The 14,394-nt window shown below is 71.0% G+C and carries 10 protein-coding genes; 6 read left to right on the forward strand and 4 right to left on the reverse strand.

Annotated features, from left to right (window positions below; translation table 11 throughout):
- Positions 1-6 precede the first annotated feature (6 nt).
- Both QEZ54_RS15425 and QEZ54_RS15430 read left to right on the forward strand, forming a co-directional pair.
- Positions 7-3,015, forward strand: coding sequence for an EAL domain-containing protein (locus QEZ54_RS15425; protein ID WP_281305275.1), 3,009 nt, complete (start codon positions 7-9; stop codon positions 3,013-3,015).
- A gap of 11 nt (positions 3,016-3,026) precedes the next feature.
- Positions 3,027-3,479 (forward strand): type II toxin-antitoxin system PemK/MazF family toxin, encoded by a 453-nt coding sequence (locus QEZ54_RS15430; RefSeq protein ID WP_281305276.1) that lies wholly within the window; start codon positions 3,027-3,029, stop codon positions 3,477-3,479.
- On the opposite strand, the gene QEZ54_RS15435 is transcribed toward QEZ54_RS15430, so the two are convergent.
- The 3 genes from QEZ54_RS15435 to QEZ54_RS15445 form a co-directional block, all read right to left on the reverse strand.
- On the reverse strand, positions 3,480-4,493 hold the full coding sequence (locus QEZ54_RS15435) for an adenosine deaminase (RefSeq protein ID WP_281305277.1): 1,014 nt from the start codon (positions 4,491-4,493) through the stop codon (positions 3,480-3,482).
- Between the two features lie 42 nt (positions 4,494-4,535).
- The gene (locus QEZ54_RS15440; protein ID WP_281305278.1) at positions 4,536-5,309 is read right to left on the reverse strand and encodes a trans-aconitate 2-methyltransferase; all 774 of its coding nucleotides are present in this window, start codon (positions 5,307-5,309) and stop codon (positions 4,536-4,538) included.
- 145 nt (positions 5,310-5,454) lie between these two features.
- Positions 5,455-5,658 (reverse strand): cold-shock protein, encoded by a 204-nt coding sequence (locus QEZ54_RS15445; RefSeq protein WP_281305279.1) that lies wholly within the window; start codon positions 5,656-5,658, stop codon positions 5,455-5,457.
- Between the two features lie 357 nt (positions 5,659-6,015).
- On the opposite strand from QEZ54_RS15445, the gene QEZ54_RS15450 reads away from it, so the two are divergent.
- From QEZ54_RS15450 to QEZ54_RS15465, 4 genes are all read left to right on the forward strand, one after another.
- Positions 6,016-7,359, forward strand: a complete 1,344-nt coding sequence (locus QEZ54_RS15450) for an ABC transporter substrate-binding protein (protein WP_281305280.1) — start codon at positions 6,016-6,018, stop codon at positions 7,357-7,359.
- A 100-nt stretch (positions 7,360-7,459) separates the two neighbouring features.
- Positions 7,460-8,479 (forward strand): sugar ABC transporter permease, encoded by a 1,020-nt coding sequence (locus QEZ54_RS15455; RefSeq protein ID WP_281305281.1) that lies wholly within the window; start codon positions 7,460-7,462, stop codon positions 8,477-8,479.
- Between the two features lie 76 nt (positions 8,480-8,555).
- Positions 8,556-9,515 (forward strand): carbohydrate ABC transporter permease, encoded by a 960-nt coding sequence (locus QEZ54_RS15460; protein WP_281305282.1) that lies wholly within the window; start codon positions 8,556-8,558, stop codon positions 9,513-9,515.
- A gap of 1,912 nt (positions 9,516-11,427) precedes the next feature.
- On the forward strand, positions 11,428-12,864 hold the full coding sequence (locus tag QEZ54_RS15465; RefSeq protein ID WP_281305283.1) for a GH1 family beta-glucosidase: 1,437 nt from the start codon (positions 11,428-11,430) through the stop codon (positions 12,862-12,864).
- A 113-nt stretch (positions 12,865-12,977) separates the two neighbouring features.
- Here the strand turns inward: QEZ54_RS15465 and QEZ54_RS15470 are convergent, their stop codons facing one another.
- Positions 12,978-14,363 carry a serine/threonine-protein kinase gene (locus tag QEZ54_RS15470; RefSeq protein ID WP_281305284.1) on the reverse strand — a complete coding sequence of 462 codons (1,386 nt, stop codon included), beginning with the start codon at positions 14,361-14,363 and terminating at the stop codon, positions 12,978-12,980.
- Between the last annotated feature and the right edge of the window lie 31 nt (positions 14,364-14,394).

Genomic DNA, 14,394 nt, shown 5'->3' on the forward strand with positions numbered 1-14,394 from the left:
CTGTAGGTGTCGACTGACGCCACCCTTGGAGTCCTGTCGCCGTTTCTCGGCGGCTGGTACTTCGGCGGGGTGCTGTCCGGCATCGCCGGCACCGCCGCGGAGGCCGGCGCGGGCGTCATCGCCGTGCAGACGCTCGACGCCGGCACCGACCACATCGAGATCACCGAGCCGAGCGAGCTCGGGCATCCGGTGGCGTGGCGGCTGGCCAGCGGGTTCATCGTGGTGCTGCAGGCCGTGACGCCCCGCTACCTGGCCGACCTGCGCGCCGCCGGGCTGCCCGTGGTGATGGTCAGCCAGCCCATCCCCGGCCAGGACCTGCCGCTGGTCATGCCCGACAACCGCACCGGCATCCGGGAGGCGGTGGCGCACCTGGTCGCGCACGGGCACCGGCGGATCGCGTTCACCGGGCACCTGGGCACCGCCGACGTACGCGAGCGCTACGACGCCTACCGGGCGGCGCTGCGCCAGCACGACCTCGAACCCGACCCGCGGCTGGCGTACCCGACCGCCGACAACCAGACCACCGGCGGCGCGGCGGCGGCCCAGCTGATGCTGGCCGACGGCCTGCGCTCCACCGCGATCGTCTGCGCCACCGACGAGAACGCGGCCGGCCTGATGGACGTGTTCGAGCGGGCGGGCCTGCGGCTGCCCGACGACCAGGCTGTGGTCGGCTACGACGACATCCGCTCCTCCTCGTACCTGACCCCGAGGCTGACCAGCGTCCGGCAGCCCATGGACATGATCGGCAAGGTGGCCGCCCGGACGCTGCTGGCGATCGTCGACGGCCAGCCGCCGCCCGAGGGCCGGATCACCGTGCCCACCTCGCTGATCGTGCGGGAGTCGTGCGGCTGCGCCGGTGAGCCGCACACCCAGGTGGTGCCGGACCGGCCCGAGCGCCTCCCGGACCGGATCGCCGAGCTGGTCACGCCGGTGCACGGCACCCTGTCGGCGGCGGACACCATCATCCTGAAGCGCGCCGCGGAGGTGGTGTCGGCCGCCGTGGAGCAACCGAACCCCGGCTGCGGTGCCGACCCGCCCGCACCGGCCCACGCCGAAGCGGTGGCCGAACTGCCCGAGGCGGCCGCCGACCTGCTGCGGCTCGGCGGCCGCGCCGAGGTGCTGTACGAGGTGGCCGAGCTGCTGCGCTGCCGCGGCAAGGGCGCCATCCCGGCGCTGCTGGCGCTGACCCAGATGCGCGGCAGCACCCTGTTCCACGAGAGCGCCGGCCTGCGCGAGCACCTGAGCGTGCAGTACGAGGTCGGCATGGACCTGCTGCGGGGGCAGCGGGAACCGGCCCGGCTGGAGTGGCTGGGCCGCACCGGCGTACGCGCGGGCTGCCTCGGCCTGTGGACCGGCGGCCTGCCCCCGACCGAGGCCGACCCGGTGCTGGAGGTGGCCAGCCTGTTCGAGGCCGGGCGCCCGCCGCGTACGGACGCCGAGCCGTCCCTGCCGGTGAGCGAGTTCCCGCCGCCGCTGCTGCGCCGGCCGCGGCTGCTCGGCGAGGACCTGGTGACGCTCGTGGTGCCGGTCAAGAACGGCACCAGCGACTGGGGCTGGCTCGCCGTGGTGGAGCGGGTGTCCACCACCGGGGCGACCGGCCGGGAGCCGTACAACCAGTGGGCGGCGCTGCTCACCGTGGCGCTGGACCGGCAGGCGCTGCTGCGCGAGTCGCTGCGGCAGAAGGAGCAGCTGCGCATCGCCGCCCTGTACGACGAGCTCACCGGCCTGCCCAACCGCTCGCTCTTCCTGGACCGGCTGCGCCAGGCGATGCGCCAGTTCCGCCGCCCGCACGGCCGCCCGTTCGGGGTGCTCTTCCTCGACCTGGACGGCTTCAAGGTGGTCAACGACAGCATGGGGCACTCGGCCGGGGACCGGCTGCTCAAGCAGGTCGCCCGCCGGATCAAGGGGGCGCTGCGCGAGACCGACACGGTGGCCCGCTTCGGCGGCGACGAGTTCCTGGTGCTGCTCGACGAGGTGGCCGCACCGCACACCCCGGCGCAGGTCGCCGAGCGGCTGCACCGGGTGCTGGCGCAGCCGTTCCAGCTGCACGGCCAGGACGTCGTGGTCACCGCGAGCATCGGCATCACCATGAGCAGCCGCCGCTACCTCAACGCCGAGGACCTGCTGCGCGACGCCGACATCGCGATGTACTCGGCCAAGTCGGCGCACAAGGGCCGGCACGCGATGTTCGACACGACCATGCACGACCGGGCGGTCAGCCGGATGCAGATCGAGACCGAGCTGCGCCAGGCGATCGAGGGCGACGAGTTCGAGGTGCACTACCAGCCGATCGTGCTGCTGCGCTCGGGCGCGGTGCGCTCGTTCGAGGCGCTGATCCGCTGGCGGCACCCGGTGCGCGGGCTGCTGGCGCCGGGCGAGTTCATGCCGGTCGCCGAGGAGACCGGCCTGGTCGTGCCGATCGGGCGCTGGGTCATCGACGAGTGCGCGCGGCGGCTGGCCACCTGGCGGCACGAGGGCACCCCGGCCGGGCTGTCCGTCGCCGTCAACGTCTCCAACCGCCAGTTCTGGGCCGGCACCGTGCTCGACGACGTGGCCGGGGCGCTGGACCGGCACGACCTGCCCCCGGGCAGCCTCGCCGTGGAGATCACCGAGGGCGTGGTGATGGAGAACGTCGGCCCGGCCCGCGACATCCTCGACGCGCTGCACGAGGTCGGCTGCCGGCTCTACATCGACGACTTCGGCACCGGGTACTCGTCCCTGGAGGCGCTGCACCGGCTGCCGATCGACGCCCTGAAGATCGACCGGTCGTTCGTGTCCCGGCTGTCGACCGACCGGCGCAGCGGCGAACTGGTCCGCACCATCGTGCTGATGGGCCGCAACCTGGGCCTGGAGCTCATCGCCGAGGGCATCGAGACCCCCGACGAGCGCGACCGCCTCGTCCAGCTCGGCTGCGGCTACGGCCAGGGCTTCCTGTTCTCCCGCCCCGTCCCGCCCGACGACGCCTACCGGCTCCTGACCCCTGCCGCGGCCCCCGCCTCCGGGCGGCGCACCTAGACTCGGCGGTCATGTGGTTGACCTATGCCGTGATCGCGCTGCTCGCGCTGGCCGCCCTGGTGTGGTGGCTGCGCCGCCGCCCCACTCCCACCCGCCCCGGGCGCAGGCCCGGCCGTCCGGGCGCGCCGAGCCGCCCCGGCACGCCGGCCGGCGGACCGCAGCCCGGCGAGATCTGGTGGGCCGACGTGCCCTACGAGGACGGCACCGGCCACAAGGTGCGCCCCTGCGTGGTGCTGCGCGGCGACGCCAGGGCGTACGAGGTCCTGAAGATCACCAGCCAGGACCAGTCGCACCGGCGCGACCACATCGTGATCCCCACCCGGACCTGGGACGCCGACGCCGACCACGACAGCTTCCTGGACCTGACCGACCCGATCCGGGTGCCGGCGGGCTCGTTCTCGAACCGCGCCGGCGCCCTGGACGCCGCCGTCTGGCGCAAGGTGCGCACCCTGCACAAGGTCTGATCAGGCGGCGTACGCGTCGATCTCGGCCAGCAGCGAGCGCTTGACCGCGTCGGGGGCGAACGACTGCCGCACCCCGGCGCGGGCCAGCTCGGCCACGCCCGCCGCGTCCAGGTCCAGCAGGCCCGCGGCGACCTCGTACTCCCGGTTCAGGGTGGTGCCGAACATCGGCGGGTCGTCGGAGTTGATGCTCACCGGCACCCCGGCCGCCACGATCGCGGCCAGCGGGTGCTGCCCGATCTCGGCCACCGCCCGGGTGCGCACGTTCGAGGTCGGGCACACCTCCAGCGGGATCGCGTGCTCGGCCAGGTACGCCAGCAGCCGGGGGTCCTGCGCGGCGTGGATGCCGTGGCCGACGCGCTCGGCGCCCAGCTCGGTCAGCGCGTCCCATACCGTCTGCGCGCCCGTGGTCTCGCCCGCGTGCGGCACGCTGCGCAGCCCCGCCGCCCGCGCCTGGTCGAAGAACGGCTTGAACTGCGGTCGCGGCACGCCGATCTCCGGCCCGCCCAGCCCGAAGCTGATCAGGCCCTCAGGGCGCTGGTCCAGCGCGATGCGCAGGGTCTGCTCGGCCGCCTCCAGGCCCGCCTCGCCCGGGATGTCGAAGCACCAGCGCAGCACCGTGCCCAGCTCGCGCTCGGCGCTGAGCCGGGCGTCCTCGATCGCCTCGCAGAACGCCTGCGCCGGGATGCCCCGCCGGACGCTGGAGAACGGCGTGATCGTCAGCTCGGCGTAGCGGACCTGCTGCGCCGCCAGGTCCTGCGCGATGCCGTAGGTCAGCGTGCGCACGTCCTCGGCGTCGCGGATCAAGTCCACCACGCTCAGGTACACCTGGATGAAGTGCGCGAAGTCGGTGAACGTGAAGTAGTCGGCGAGCAGGGCCGGGTCGGCGGGGACCCGGGTGTCGCCCTCGTAGCGCGCGGCCAGCTCGGCCACCACGTGCGGCGAGGCGGAGCCGACGTGGTGGACGTGCAGTTCCGCCTTGGGCAGCCCGGCGACAAAACCGGCAAGATCAGCCATGAGCGCACTTTACTGTGCGGGCCGGGGGCCCGGCTCCGGTGGTCAGCGCTTGCGGGCGACGGCGAAGACGCGGCGGAAGGGGAAGTCCACGATTCCCGCGTACGGCGGGTAGGCGCGCGCCAGCGCGGGCTGGAGCTCGGCCCGGAACCCGGCCCAGTCGGCGTCGTCGAGCGCGGCGCGGACCGGGCGCAGCGCCGTGCCGCTAAGCCAGGTCAGCACGGGGTGCTCCGGTCCGTCCGCGGGCAGCTGGTGCAGGTACTCGGTCTCCCAGGCGTCGACGTCGCACCCGGCGTCGCGCAGCAGGCGGGCGTAGCCGGTGGCGTCGGGGACGCGGCGGACCGCGTCGTCGAGCCCGCCGAGCCGGTCGGCCCAGCGGGGCGCCGCGCACAGCTCCCGCAGGGCCAGGTGGGCAGGAGCGTCCTGGTTGCCGGGCACCTGCAGGGCCAGCCAGGCGCCGGGGCGCAGGGCGGCCGCCCAGTCGGTCAGCAGGCGCTCATGGCCGGGCACCCACTGGAGCACGGCGTTGGTGGTGATCACGTCGGTGTCGGGGCCGGGCACGTAGTCGCGCACGTCCGCCACCTCGTACCCGACCCGGCCGCCGTCCGTCCGCGCCTTCTCGATCATCTCGGGGGACGAGTCCAGACCGCGCACCCGCGCCCCGGGCCAGCGCGTGACCAGCGTCTCGGTGAGATTGCCGGGCCCGCAGCCCAGGTCGACCACCTCGCGCGGGTCCGCGGCGGCGATCCGGCCGACCAGGTCGTGGAACGGTCGTCCCCGCTCGTCGGCGAACCGCAGGTAGATGTCCGGGTTCCACATCTCACGCCCCCCAAGGTCGGCTCCAGCAAACCGTACGTCCGTCTTGGTTTGATAGTAGCCTGCTCCGGCGGCGGCGGAGATACTCCGGGCACGAAAAACGGGCCGGTCGAAACCGGCCCGTCCACGTTCAGCTGGGGTCAGCCGGTCAGACCGGGCGGACCTGGTCGGCCTGCGGGCCCTTGGCGCCCTGCACGATGTCGAACTCGACCCGCTGGTTCTCCTCGAGGCTGCGGAAGCCCGAGGACTGGATCGCGGAGAAGTGCACGAAGACGTCAGCGCCGCCCCCGTCGACCGAGATGAACCCGAAACCCTTGTCGGCGTTGAACCACTTGACGGTTCCCTGAGCCATTTTCACCATTTCCTTGCACAAAACGAACCGCGCCGCACACCTCGTGCGGGGGTTGGCCACTTGAGCAGCGGCACCGGCGGCTCTCACAGGAGGTGAATCCAAGGGAGGGCAACGCGAGCAAACCACATACACAAAAACCGAGATCGAGTGTAGCTCACCACGCCGGGGGAAAGCACCCTGGTAGTTCCAGTTACTCATGCCACTGGACGCGAGCTGGTTTCCGAATCGTTACGAACCTTACTGTGGTGAGCGCTGGACAGCGTGAGATGGAAAGCGTTTGCATATCTTGCGTCACGTTGCGTGTAGTCCGGCTCAAATCGGGCTGCGCTCCGACAACGAAATCGAGGAGGAAACTCCATGTCCACCAGACACCGGCGTCTGCTCGCCCTCTCGGGCGCGGTCGCGCTGGCCCTGTCCGCGGCCGCGTGCGGCAGCTCGGACACGCCCGACGCCACCGGCAATCTCGACAAGCCCGAGTGCGCGGCGTACACGGACTACACCGGCATCGCCGGCAAGACCGTCACGATCTACTCCCCCATCCGCGACGCCGAGGCCGGGCTGCTGGAGCAGTCCTGGAAGGCGTTCGCCGACTGCACCGGCGTAAAGATCGAGTACGAGGGGTCCGGCGAGTTCGAGGCCCAGCTCAAGGTCCGCGTCGAGGGCGGCAACGCGCCCGACCTGGCCTTCATGCCCCAGCCGGGTCTGCTGGAGTTCTTCGCCAAGGGCGGCAAGCTCAAGGCCGCCGGCGACAAGACCAAGACCATGGCGGAGAAGAACTTCACGCCCGACTGGCTGAAGTACGGCACCGTCGACGGCACCCTCTACGGGGCCCCGCTCGGCGCGAACGTGAAGTCGTTCGTCTGGTACTCGCCCAAGACCTTCAAGGAGAAGGGCTGGACCGTCCCCACCACGTGGGGCGAGATGATCGAGCTCAGCGACAAGATCGCCGCCAGCGGCATGAAGCCGTGGTGCGCGGGCATCGAGTCCGGTGAGGCCACCGGCTGGCCGGCCACCGACTGGATCGAGGACGTGCTCCTGCGCGACCAGGGCGCCGACGTGTACGACCAGTGGGTCAAGCACGCCATCCCGTTCAACGACCCGCGCATCGTGTCGGCGACCGACCGGGTCGGCTCGATCCTCAAGAACGAGAAGTACGTCAACGGCGGCTACGGCGGCGTGAAGTCGATCGCCACCACCGCGTTCCAGGAGGGCGGCCTGCCCATCGTCGAGGGCAAGTGCGCGCTGCACCGCCAGGCGTCCTTCTACGCCAACCAGTGGCCGAAGGGCACCAACGTGTCGGCCGACGGCGACGCCTTCGCGTTCTACTTCCCGGCCATCGACCCGGCCATGGGCAAGCCGGTGCTGGGCGGCGGCGAGTTCGTCGGCGCCTTCACCGACCGCCCCGAGGTCCAGGCGGTGCAGACCTACCTGGCCACCTCGGACTGGGCCAACGGCCGCGCCAAGCTGAAGAACTGGATCTCGGCGAACAAGGGCCTGGACGTCGCCAACGTCGAGAACCCGATCGACAAGGTCGCGGTCGGCATCCTCCAGGACCCGAAGTCGGTCTTCCGCTTCGACGGGTCGGACCTGATGCCGGCGGCCGTCGGCGCGGGCTCGTTCTGGAAGGGCATGACCGAGTGGATCAACGGCAAGGACACCAAGAGCACTCTCGACGCGATCGAGGCGTCCTGGCCGAAGTGACCGGTTCCGCGTGATTCTTTGATCATGAAGACTACGCCGTGTGGGTCCGACCGGGCCCACACGGCGTAGTCTTCCTCCGACCGGCCGACGAGGAGACCGCGTGGACTTCGACTTCACCGCCGAAGGCCCGAAGCTGATGATGCTGCTGTACGGCGTCATCGCCTTCGCGGCCGTGGTGGGACTGCTGCTGCTGGTGCTGGACGTGCTGCCCAGCCGCAAGGACCGCTGGGTCTCGCTGGGCCTGCTGCTGCCGGCCGGTGCCCTGCTCACCGTGGGCCTCATCATCCCGGCGATCCGCACCCTGATCCTGGCCTTCATGAACAAGGACTCCACCGAGTTCGTCGGCTTCGACAACTTCGTCTGGATGTTCACGGACAAGACCTCGGGCATGCTGCCCGACTTCAGCGCCGACCCCGTCTCGTACGGCGTACTGCTCAGCACCGTGCTGTGGGTGCTGCTGGTGCCCACCGTCTCCACCGCCGTCGGCCTGGTCTACGCCGTGATGGTGGACCGGGCCAGGTTCGAGTCGTTCGCCAAGTCGCTGATCTTCATGCCGATGGCCATCTCGTTCGTCGGCGCGGGCATCATCTGGAAGTTCATCTACGCCTACCGCCAGGAGGGCGAGAAGCAGATCGGCCTGCTCAACCAGATCGTGGTGGCGCTCGGCGGCGAGCCGCAGCAGTGGCTGCTGGACGGGCCGTGGAACACGCTGTTCCTGATCGCGGTGCTGGTCTGGATCCAGGCCGGGTTCGCCATGGTGGTGCTGTCGGCCGCGATCAAGGCCATCCCTGGCGACATCGTCGAGGCCGCCCGCATCGACGGGGTCACCCCGTGGCAGATGTTCTGGCAGGTCACCGTGCCGAGCATCCGGCCCGCGCTGGTCGTGGTCATGGTGACCATCTCCATCGGCACCCTCAAGGTCTTCGACATCGTCCGCACCATGACCGGCGGCCAGTTCGGCACCAGCGTCGTGGCCAACGAGATGTACAACTACTCGTTCCGCTTCGACGAGAAGGGCAAGGGCGCCGCGCTCGCGGTGCTGCTGTTCGTCCTCGTCGCCCCGATCGTGATCTACCAGATCCGGGTCATGCGCCGCCGTCGGCTGGAGGGAGTGCGATGAGCGAGAGAATCGAGCGAATCATGTTGCAGCGCACTGAAGTGTCTTATGACGGCGGTCCGCGGAGCGGAGCGGCGGCATGAGCACCGGTACGGAAACGATCGCGGCAGGGCCGGAGTCCGAGGTGCCGGCCACTCCGGCCGGGCGGGTGCGCAAACGGCTGACCAGCCGGACCGCCAGCGCCGTCTCGCTGGTGATCGCGCTGCTGTGGACCGTGCCGACGTTCGGCCTGCTGGTCTCGTCGCTGCGGCCCGAGGACCAGATCAAGAACAACGGCTGGTGGAACTTCTTCAGCGACCCGAAGCTGACCCTGGACAACTACCAGGAGGTGCTGTTCGGCACCACGGCCTCCTCCGGCCGCCTGGCCAGCTTCTTCATCAACTCGCTGGTGATCACGATCCCGTCGGTGCTGTTCCCGCTGGCGTTCTGCGCGCTGGCGGCGTACGCGCTGGCCTGGACCCGCTTCCGCGGCCGCGACTGGATCTACATCGGCGTCTTCGCGCTGCAGATCGTGCCGCTGCAGATGGCGCTGATCCCGCTGCTGCAGTTCTTCAACAAGGGCGTGGCGATCGACGGGTTCCAGCTGCTGCCGCCATGGGAGCTGGAGAACGAGGCCAAGTTCATCACGGTCTGGTTCGCCCACACCTGCTTCGCGCTGCCGCTGGGCATCTTCCTGCTGCACAACTTCATGGCCGAGCTGCCCGGCGACCTGGTCGAGGCGGCCAAGGTCGACGGGGCCAGCCACGCCAAGATCTTCCGGTCCGTGGTGCTGCCGCTGATCGTGCCCGCGCTGGCCTCCTTCGCCATCTTCCAGTTCCTGTGGGTATGGAACGACCTGCTGGTCGCCCTGATCTTCGCGGGCGGCCCGAAGAACGCCCCGCTGACCGTCCGGCTCGCCGAGATGGCGGGCACGCGCGGCAACGAGTGGCAGCGCCTCACCGCGGGCGCCTTCGTCTCCATCGTCGTCCCGCTGATCGTCTTCCTGTCCCTGCAGCGCTACTTCGTCCGCGGCCTGCTCGCGGGCTCCGTCAAGGGCTGACCCGCCCCGCCCCGCCCCCTCCCCGCTCGCGGTCCGCTCCGGGCCGCCTGCCAAGATCCGCACAGTTTCGGGGAGACTGCAGGAATCCGAGCCCGGATTCGCGCAGTCTCCCCGAAACTGCATCATGCTCCGGCGGCCGGCACGGCGAGAGCGAGCCGGTCCGGTCGGAGGGAGCGGCGGCGGGCTGGTTAGAGGGCGCCAAAGCCCCGCTGAACGACGATCGAAGACGGCACACCCCTTGGGGGTGGGTCGGGCGGCGTAGCGGCGACCTGAGCGCCTCGCGGGAGCACGAAGCAGCGGCGGCGTCAGCGCCTCGCCGGAGCAGAAGCAGCGGCGGCGTCACCGCCTCGCTGGAGCACGACCATGAGCACCTGCCGGACGCGGGCAGGCCGCTGGCGGACGGAGGCAGCCGGGCCTGGGCTGTGCGCGGGGCATGAACCCGCCCGCATCGCCCAGCAGCAGGCCGCCGAGGCGGCCCGCCAAACCCGCTGCGGCGGCAGCGCTCCATCGGGATCGGACCGGTCGCCGAGACGCCCACCCAAGCCCACCACAGCGGCAGCGCTCCATCGGAATCGGACCGGTCGCCGAGACGCCCACCCAAGCCCACCACAGCGGCAGCGCTCCATCGGAATCGGACCGGTCGCCGAGACGCCCACCCAAGCCCACCACAGCGGCAGCGCTCCATCGGAATCGGACCGGTCGCCGAGACGCCCACCCAAGCCCACCACAGCGGCAGCGCTCGCACCGGGATCGGGCCGGAGGTGATCTCTGCTCACCCGGATCCGGAACGCCGCACCCGACCGCCAGCGAGGTGTCGCCGGCTCGCCGTCCCTGAAGATCGCTTCCTGCGGTCCGTTACCGGGCGGAGCGGTCGCCCGGTCTACGACCCGGCGCCGAGATCCGACCAGCGTTGGTGAGCTCTGGCGTCTGATGGCACTGATGATCAGATTCTGCGGGCAGAAGGTCGGTTTCAGACGATGAGCCGTGCAGTGTTGTGACCGGGGGCGGCGATCTTCGGGTCTGTTCCGGGCGTTGATCGCCGCCGACGGTCAGAACCCGAGCCCACAGCGGAGGTTATGACCGCTCGTAACGATCACTTCGGCCGGATCCGAGCTTTCGACCGCCTACAGCCCCTACGGCGACCGGCAGGACCAGGAACGGAGTCGACCGTGGTCACCGCCCGGATCGGCCGCCTGTCGTCAGTCGACCGGGCGCCAGGATCGCGGGTCGCGCCATACCGGACGGAACGGGCAGTCAGGGAGGGCTCGGGAACAGGGCAAGCCCGACATCGTGTCAATGTAGAAACACGCCCGACACATTGATCTTCAGCCGTGGGAGCGCTTCCGCAGGTAGCGGCCACATCGGTTACCAGCAAAGGATTTCCAGGTGGTTGCCTACAGATTCTGGAGCGATGAAGGGTCTTCCCCTCCGGCCCAGGAGTCGCTATCGTCTCAACAAACGTCCATGGGAACGCTTCCACGGATGTTCATCAATGTAAGAATTGGTTCCGTCGATGGCCCGCCCGGACGCCATCGCCGGCCGCTCCCCGAGGCGGTCGGTCGCCGATCTCCCTACGACCGGCGACCGACCTCCCTCCGGGTGCCGGAGAGGAGGTGAAGCTCGCGACTACGTCGCGTGCCAACGGCTCCCGCGCGTCACGCTGCCTCGTGACCCTGCCGCCCGGCAGGCACAGGGCGTGAGCACCCGATGGGGGCGGGGACTGCCCTTCCCCGCTCCCATACCATCGGGATGCATTGTCCGCCTTGACGCCCATCAGCACCAGACTTGCGCCACCTTTGCGAAAGTCCGAACACCACATCTCCACCCGTCACCGGGATAGGGACAACTGTACCCGATCATGGGAGCGTTCCCACTCATGATCAGCCCTTTCCCAGTATTTGAGGAGCACCACATGCCAGGCACCCCAAGCGCCGCCCCAGGCGGCGCCGCGACCTCCACATCGGTCGCCACCGGCGCCCCGAACGCCGGCGAGGACGGGACCACCGAGCCCTCCCCCGCCGCGGCGCCGGCCCTGCGGTTTCCCGACGGCTTCATCTGGGGCGCCGCGACCTCGGCCTACCAGATCGAAGGCGCGGCACACGTCGACGGACGCGGGCAGTCCGTGTGGGACACCTTCTGCAGGATCCCCGGCAGGGTGCGCAACGGCGAGACCGGAGACGTCGCCGCCGACCACTACCACCGCTGGGCCGACGACCTGGACCTGATCCGGGAACTGGGCCTGAAGTCGTACCGCTTCTCCGTGTCGTGGCCGCGGGTCATCCCGACCGGCGCCGGACCGGTGAACCGCAAGGGCCTCGACTTCTACAAGCGCCTGGCCGAAGGCCTGCGCAACCGCGGCGTCACGCCGATGGTGACCCTCTACCACTGGGACACCCCGCAGGAGCTGCAGGACCTCGGAGGCTGGGAGAACCGCGACACCGCCTACCGCTTCGCCGAGTACGCCGCCACGGTCGCGCAGGCGCTCGGCGATGTCGTGCCCAACTGGCTCACCCTGAACGAGCCCAAGACGATCGTGCAGAACGGCTACCTGTCCGGCACCCACGCCCCCGGCAAGCAGGACCCCGGCGCGGCGTACGTGGTGGCCCACCACCAGCTGCTCGCCCACGGCCTGGCCGTGCAGGCGATGCGCCCGCACCTGGGCGCCACCGGCCGGATCGGACCCGCGCTCAACCTGCACCCCTGCTACCCGGCCGACGACAGCCCGCAGGCCCAGGCCCGCACGGTGCTGCACGACGGGTACGAGAACCGCCTCTACCTCGACCCGATCCTCAAGGGCAGCTACCCGCAGGACGTCCTGGACGACCTCGCCTCGTACTCGCCGATGCAGAAGTACATCCTCGACGGCGACCTGCAGGTCATCAACTCGCCGACGGAGCTGCTCGCGGTCCAGTACTACACCCCGCTGTACGTCACCGCGGAGGGCGACACCGTCACCCGGTACCCGACGACCGAGGCGTTCTGGCAGCAGATCTACCCCGAGGGCATGTACGACATCCTGACGCGCATCAAGAAGGACTACGGCGACATCGCCCTGACCATCACCGAGAACGGGCTGCCCACGCCGGACACCCTGGGCCGCGACGGCCGGGTCCGCGACAACGGCCGGATCGCCTTCCTGCGCGACCACTTCACCGAGGCGCACCGCGCCATCACCGACGGGGTCAACCTGGAGAGCTACCACGTCTGGTCGCTGATGGACAACTTCGAGTGGGCGGAAGGCTACGACCAGCGGTGGGGCCTGGTCTACGTCGACTACGCCACGCAGCAGCGGGTCCGCAAGGACAGCGCCGACTGGTACAGCGGCGTCATCCGGGCCAACGGCCTGTGAAAGTTTCCCCGCCGGTGGGCGACCACCGAGTCCACGCCGGCGGGTGACGGGGCCGGGCGACCAGTGGTCGCCCGGCCCCCAATGCTTACTCTCCGTGAGGACCGTCCGGCCCGTCAGGCGCCCAGCGCCCGGCCGAGCGCGGCCACGTCGCCACGCAGCCGCTGCGCCGCCGCCGCCGCGAGGGTGCCCTCGTCCTCCCGCTGGTCGAGCTTGTAGTAGAGGCTCGCCAGCTGCTGGCTCAGCAGCTCGCCGGTGGGCTTGTTCTGGGCGAGGTTGCGGATCACGTTGGCGATGTCGGTCGCCACGTCCGAGCGCACCTGCGTCTGCGACTGCGCCAGCTCCAGGGTGTACAGCGCCGCGTCGCGCGCCTGCGCCACCGTCAGCACCGCCGCCGAGGGCAGCGGGGACGGGGGCGGCGGCGGGGACTTGGTGGGGTAGCCGGTGGGCCAGTTCGCCGGCACCGACGGCGACGCCGCGACGCTGGGCGAGGCCGACGGGGCGGCGGTCGGCGATACCACCACCGCCGCGCTGGGCGAGACCGTCGGGGAGGCGGTGACGGCGCCGGGCCGGTCGGTGTCGTCCAGCGGCAGCAGCCATACCGCCAGCCCCAGCGCGGCCAGCGCGGCGACGGTCAGCCCGAGCGGCACGAGTCGCTTGCGGCCGCTGCCGAGCAGCGCCGAGCGCAGCACCCGCGCGGCCTCGGCGGCCGAGGGCCGCCGGGCGACGTCGCGCTCCAGGCACTCCGCGACCAGGCGCCCCACCGTGCGGGGCAGCCCCGGGACCTGCGGCACGGTTACCGGGCCGTGGTCGGCGGCGACGTCGTCCCAGCCCGCGACGCGGAACGGCGGGTGGCCGGTGAGCATCTCGAACAGCACCACCCCGAGGGCGTACACGTCGGTGGCGGGCTGGGCGGGGGTGCCGTCGAGCCGCTCGGGGGCGACGTACGCCGGGGTGCCGAAGCTGGCGCCGGTGCTGTCGTCGTCGGGCTCGCCGACCCGGGCCGCGATGCCGAAGTCCAGCACCGTGACCTGCTCGCCGTGCAGCATGATGTTGTCCGGGGTGATGTCGCGGTGCACCACGCCCCGGCGGTGCGCCACCTCCAGCACCGTGGCGACGCGCCCGGCGATGCGCACCGCCTCGCGCCACGGCAGCGGCCCCAGCGCGATCCGGTCGGCCAGCGGCTCACCGGCGACCAGCTGCAGCACGATGACGGCGATCTCCTCGCCGTGCGCGGTGGCGTCGCGGACGAAGTCGTGCACGCCCGCGACGTCGGGGTGGTTCAGCCGCGCCACCGCCCACGCCTCGCGGCGGGCCAGTTCCCGCAGCCGCTCGTCGCCGGCCAGCACCGGGTCCAGCACCTTCAGCGCCACCAGCCGGTCGAGCGTCTCGTCCTTGGCCCGCCAGATGACCGACATTCCACCGGCGCCGATCCGATCGATCAGGCGGTAGCGGCCGGCCAGCAGATCCCCGGCGCGCATGAGGAAATCGTGTTCGGTCACGCACCGCACGTTCCGGCATGATCGGCACCGG

Origin of the sequence: Catellatospora sp. KI3, assembly GCF_029948125.1 — a bacterium.
Classification (GTDB): domain Bacteria; phylum Actinomycetota; class Actinomycetes; order Mycobacteriales; family Micromonosporaceae; genus Catellatospora.

What these genes read in the sequence shown, in the direction of transcription:
- QEZ54_RS15430 (WP_281305276.1), top strand. Translation starts at nt 3,027, where the DNA reads ATGTGGTTGACCTATGCCGTGATCGCGCTGCTCGCGCTGGCCGCCCTG.
- QEZ54_RS15435 (WP_281305277.1), bottom strand. Translation starts at nt 4,493, where the DNA reads ATGGCTGATCTTGCCGGTTTTGTCGCCGGGCTGCCCAAGGCGGAACTG.
- QEZ54_RS15440 (WP_281305278.1), bottom strand. Translation starts at nt 5,309, where the DNA reads ATGTGGAACCCGGACATCTACCTGCGGTTCGCCGACGAGCGGGGACGA.
- QEZ54_RS15445 (WP_281305279.1), bottom strand. Translation starts at nt 5,658, where the DNA reads ATGGCTCAGGGAACCGTCAAGTGGTTCAACGCCGACAAGGGTTTCGGG.
- QEZ54_RS15450 (WP_281305280.1), top strand. Translation starts at nt 6,016, where the DNA reads ATGTCCACCAGACACCGGCGTCTGCTCGCCCTCTCGGGCGCGGTCGCG.
- QEZ54_RS15460 (WP_281305282.1), top strand. Translation starts at nt 8,556, where the DNA reads ATGAGCACCGGTACGGAAACGATCGCGGCAGGGCCGGAGTCCGAGGTG.
- QEZ54_RS15465 (WP_281305283.1), top strand. Translation starts at nt 11,428, where the DNA reads ATGCCAGGCACCCCAAGCGCCGCCCCAGGCGGCGCCGCGACCTCCACA.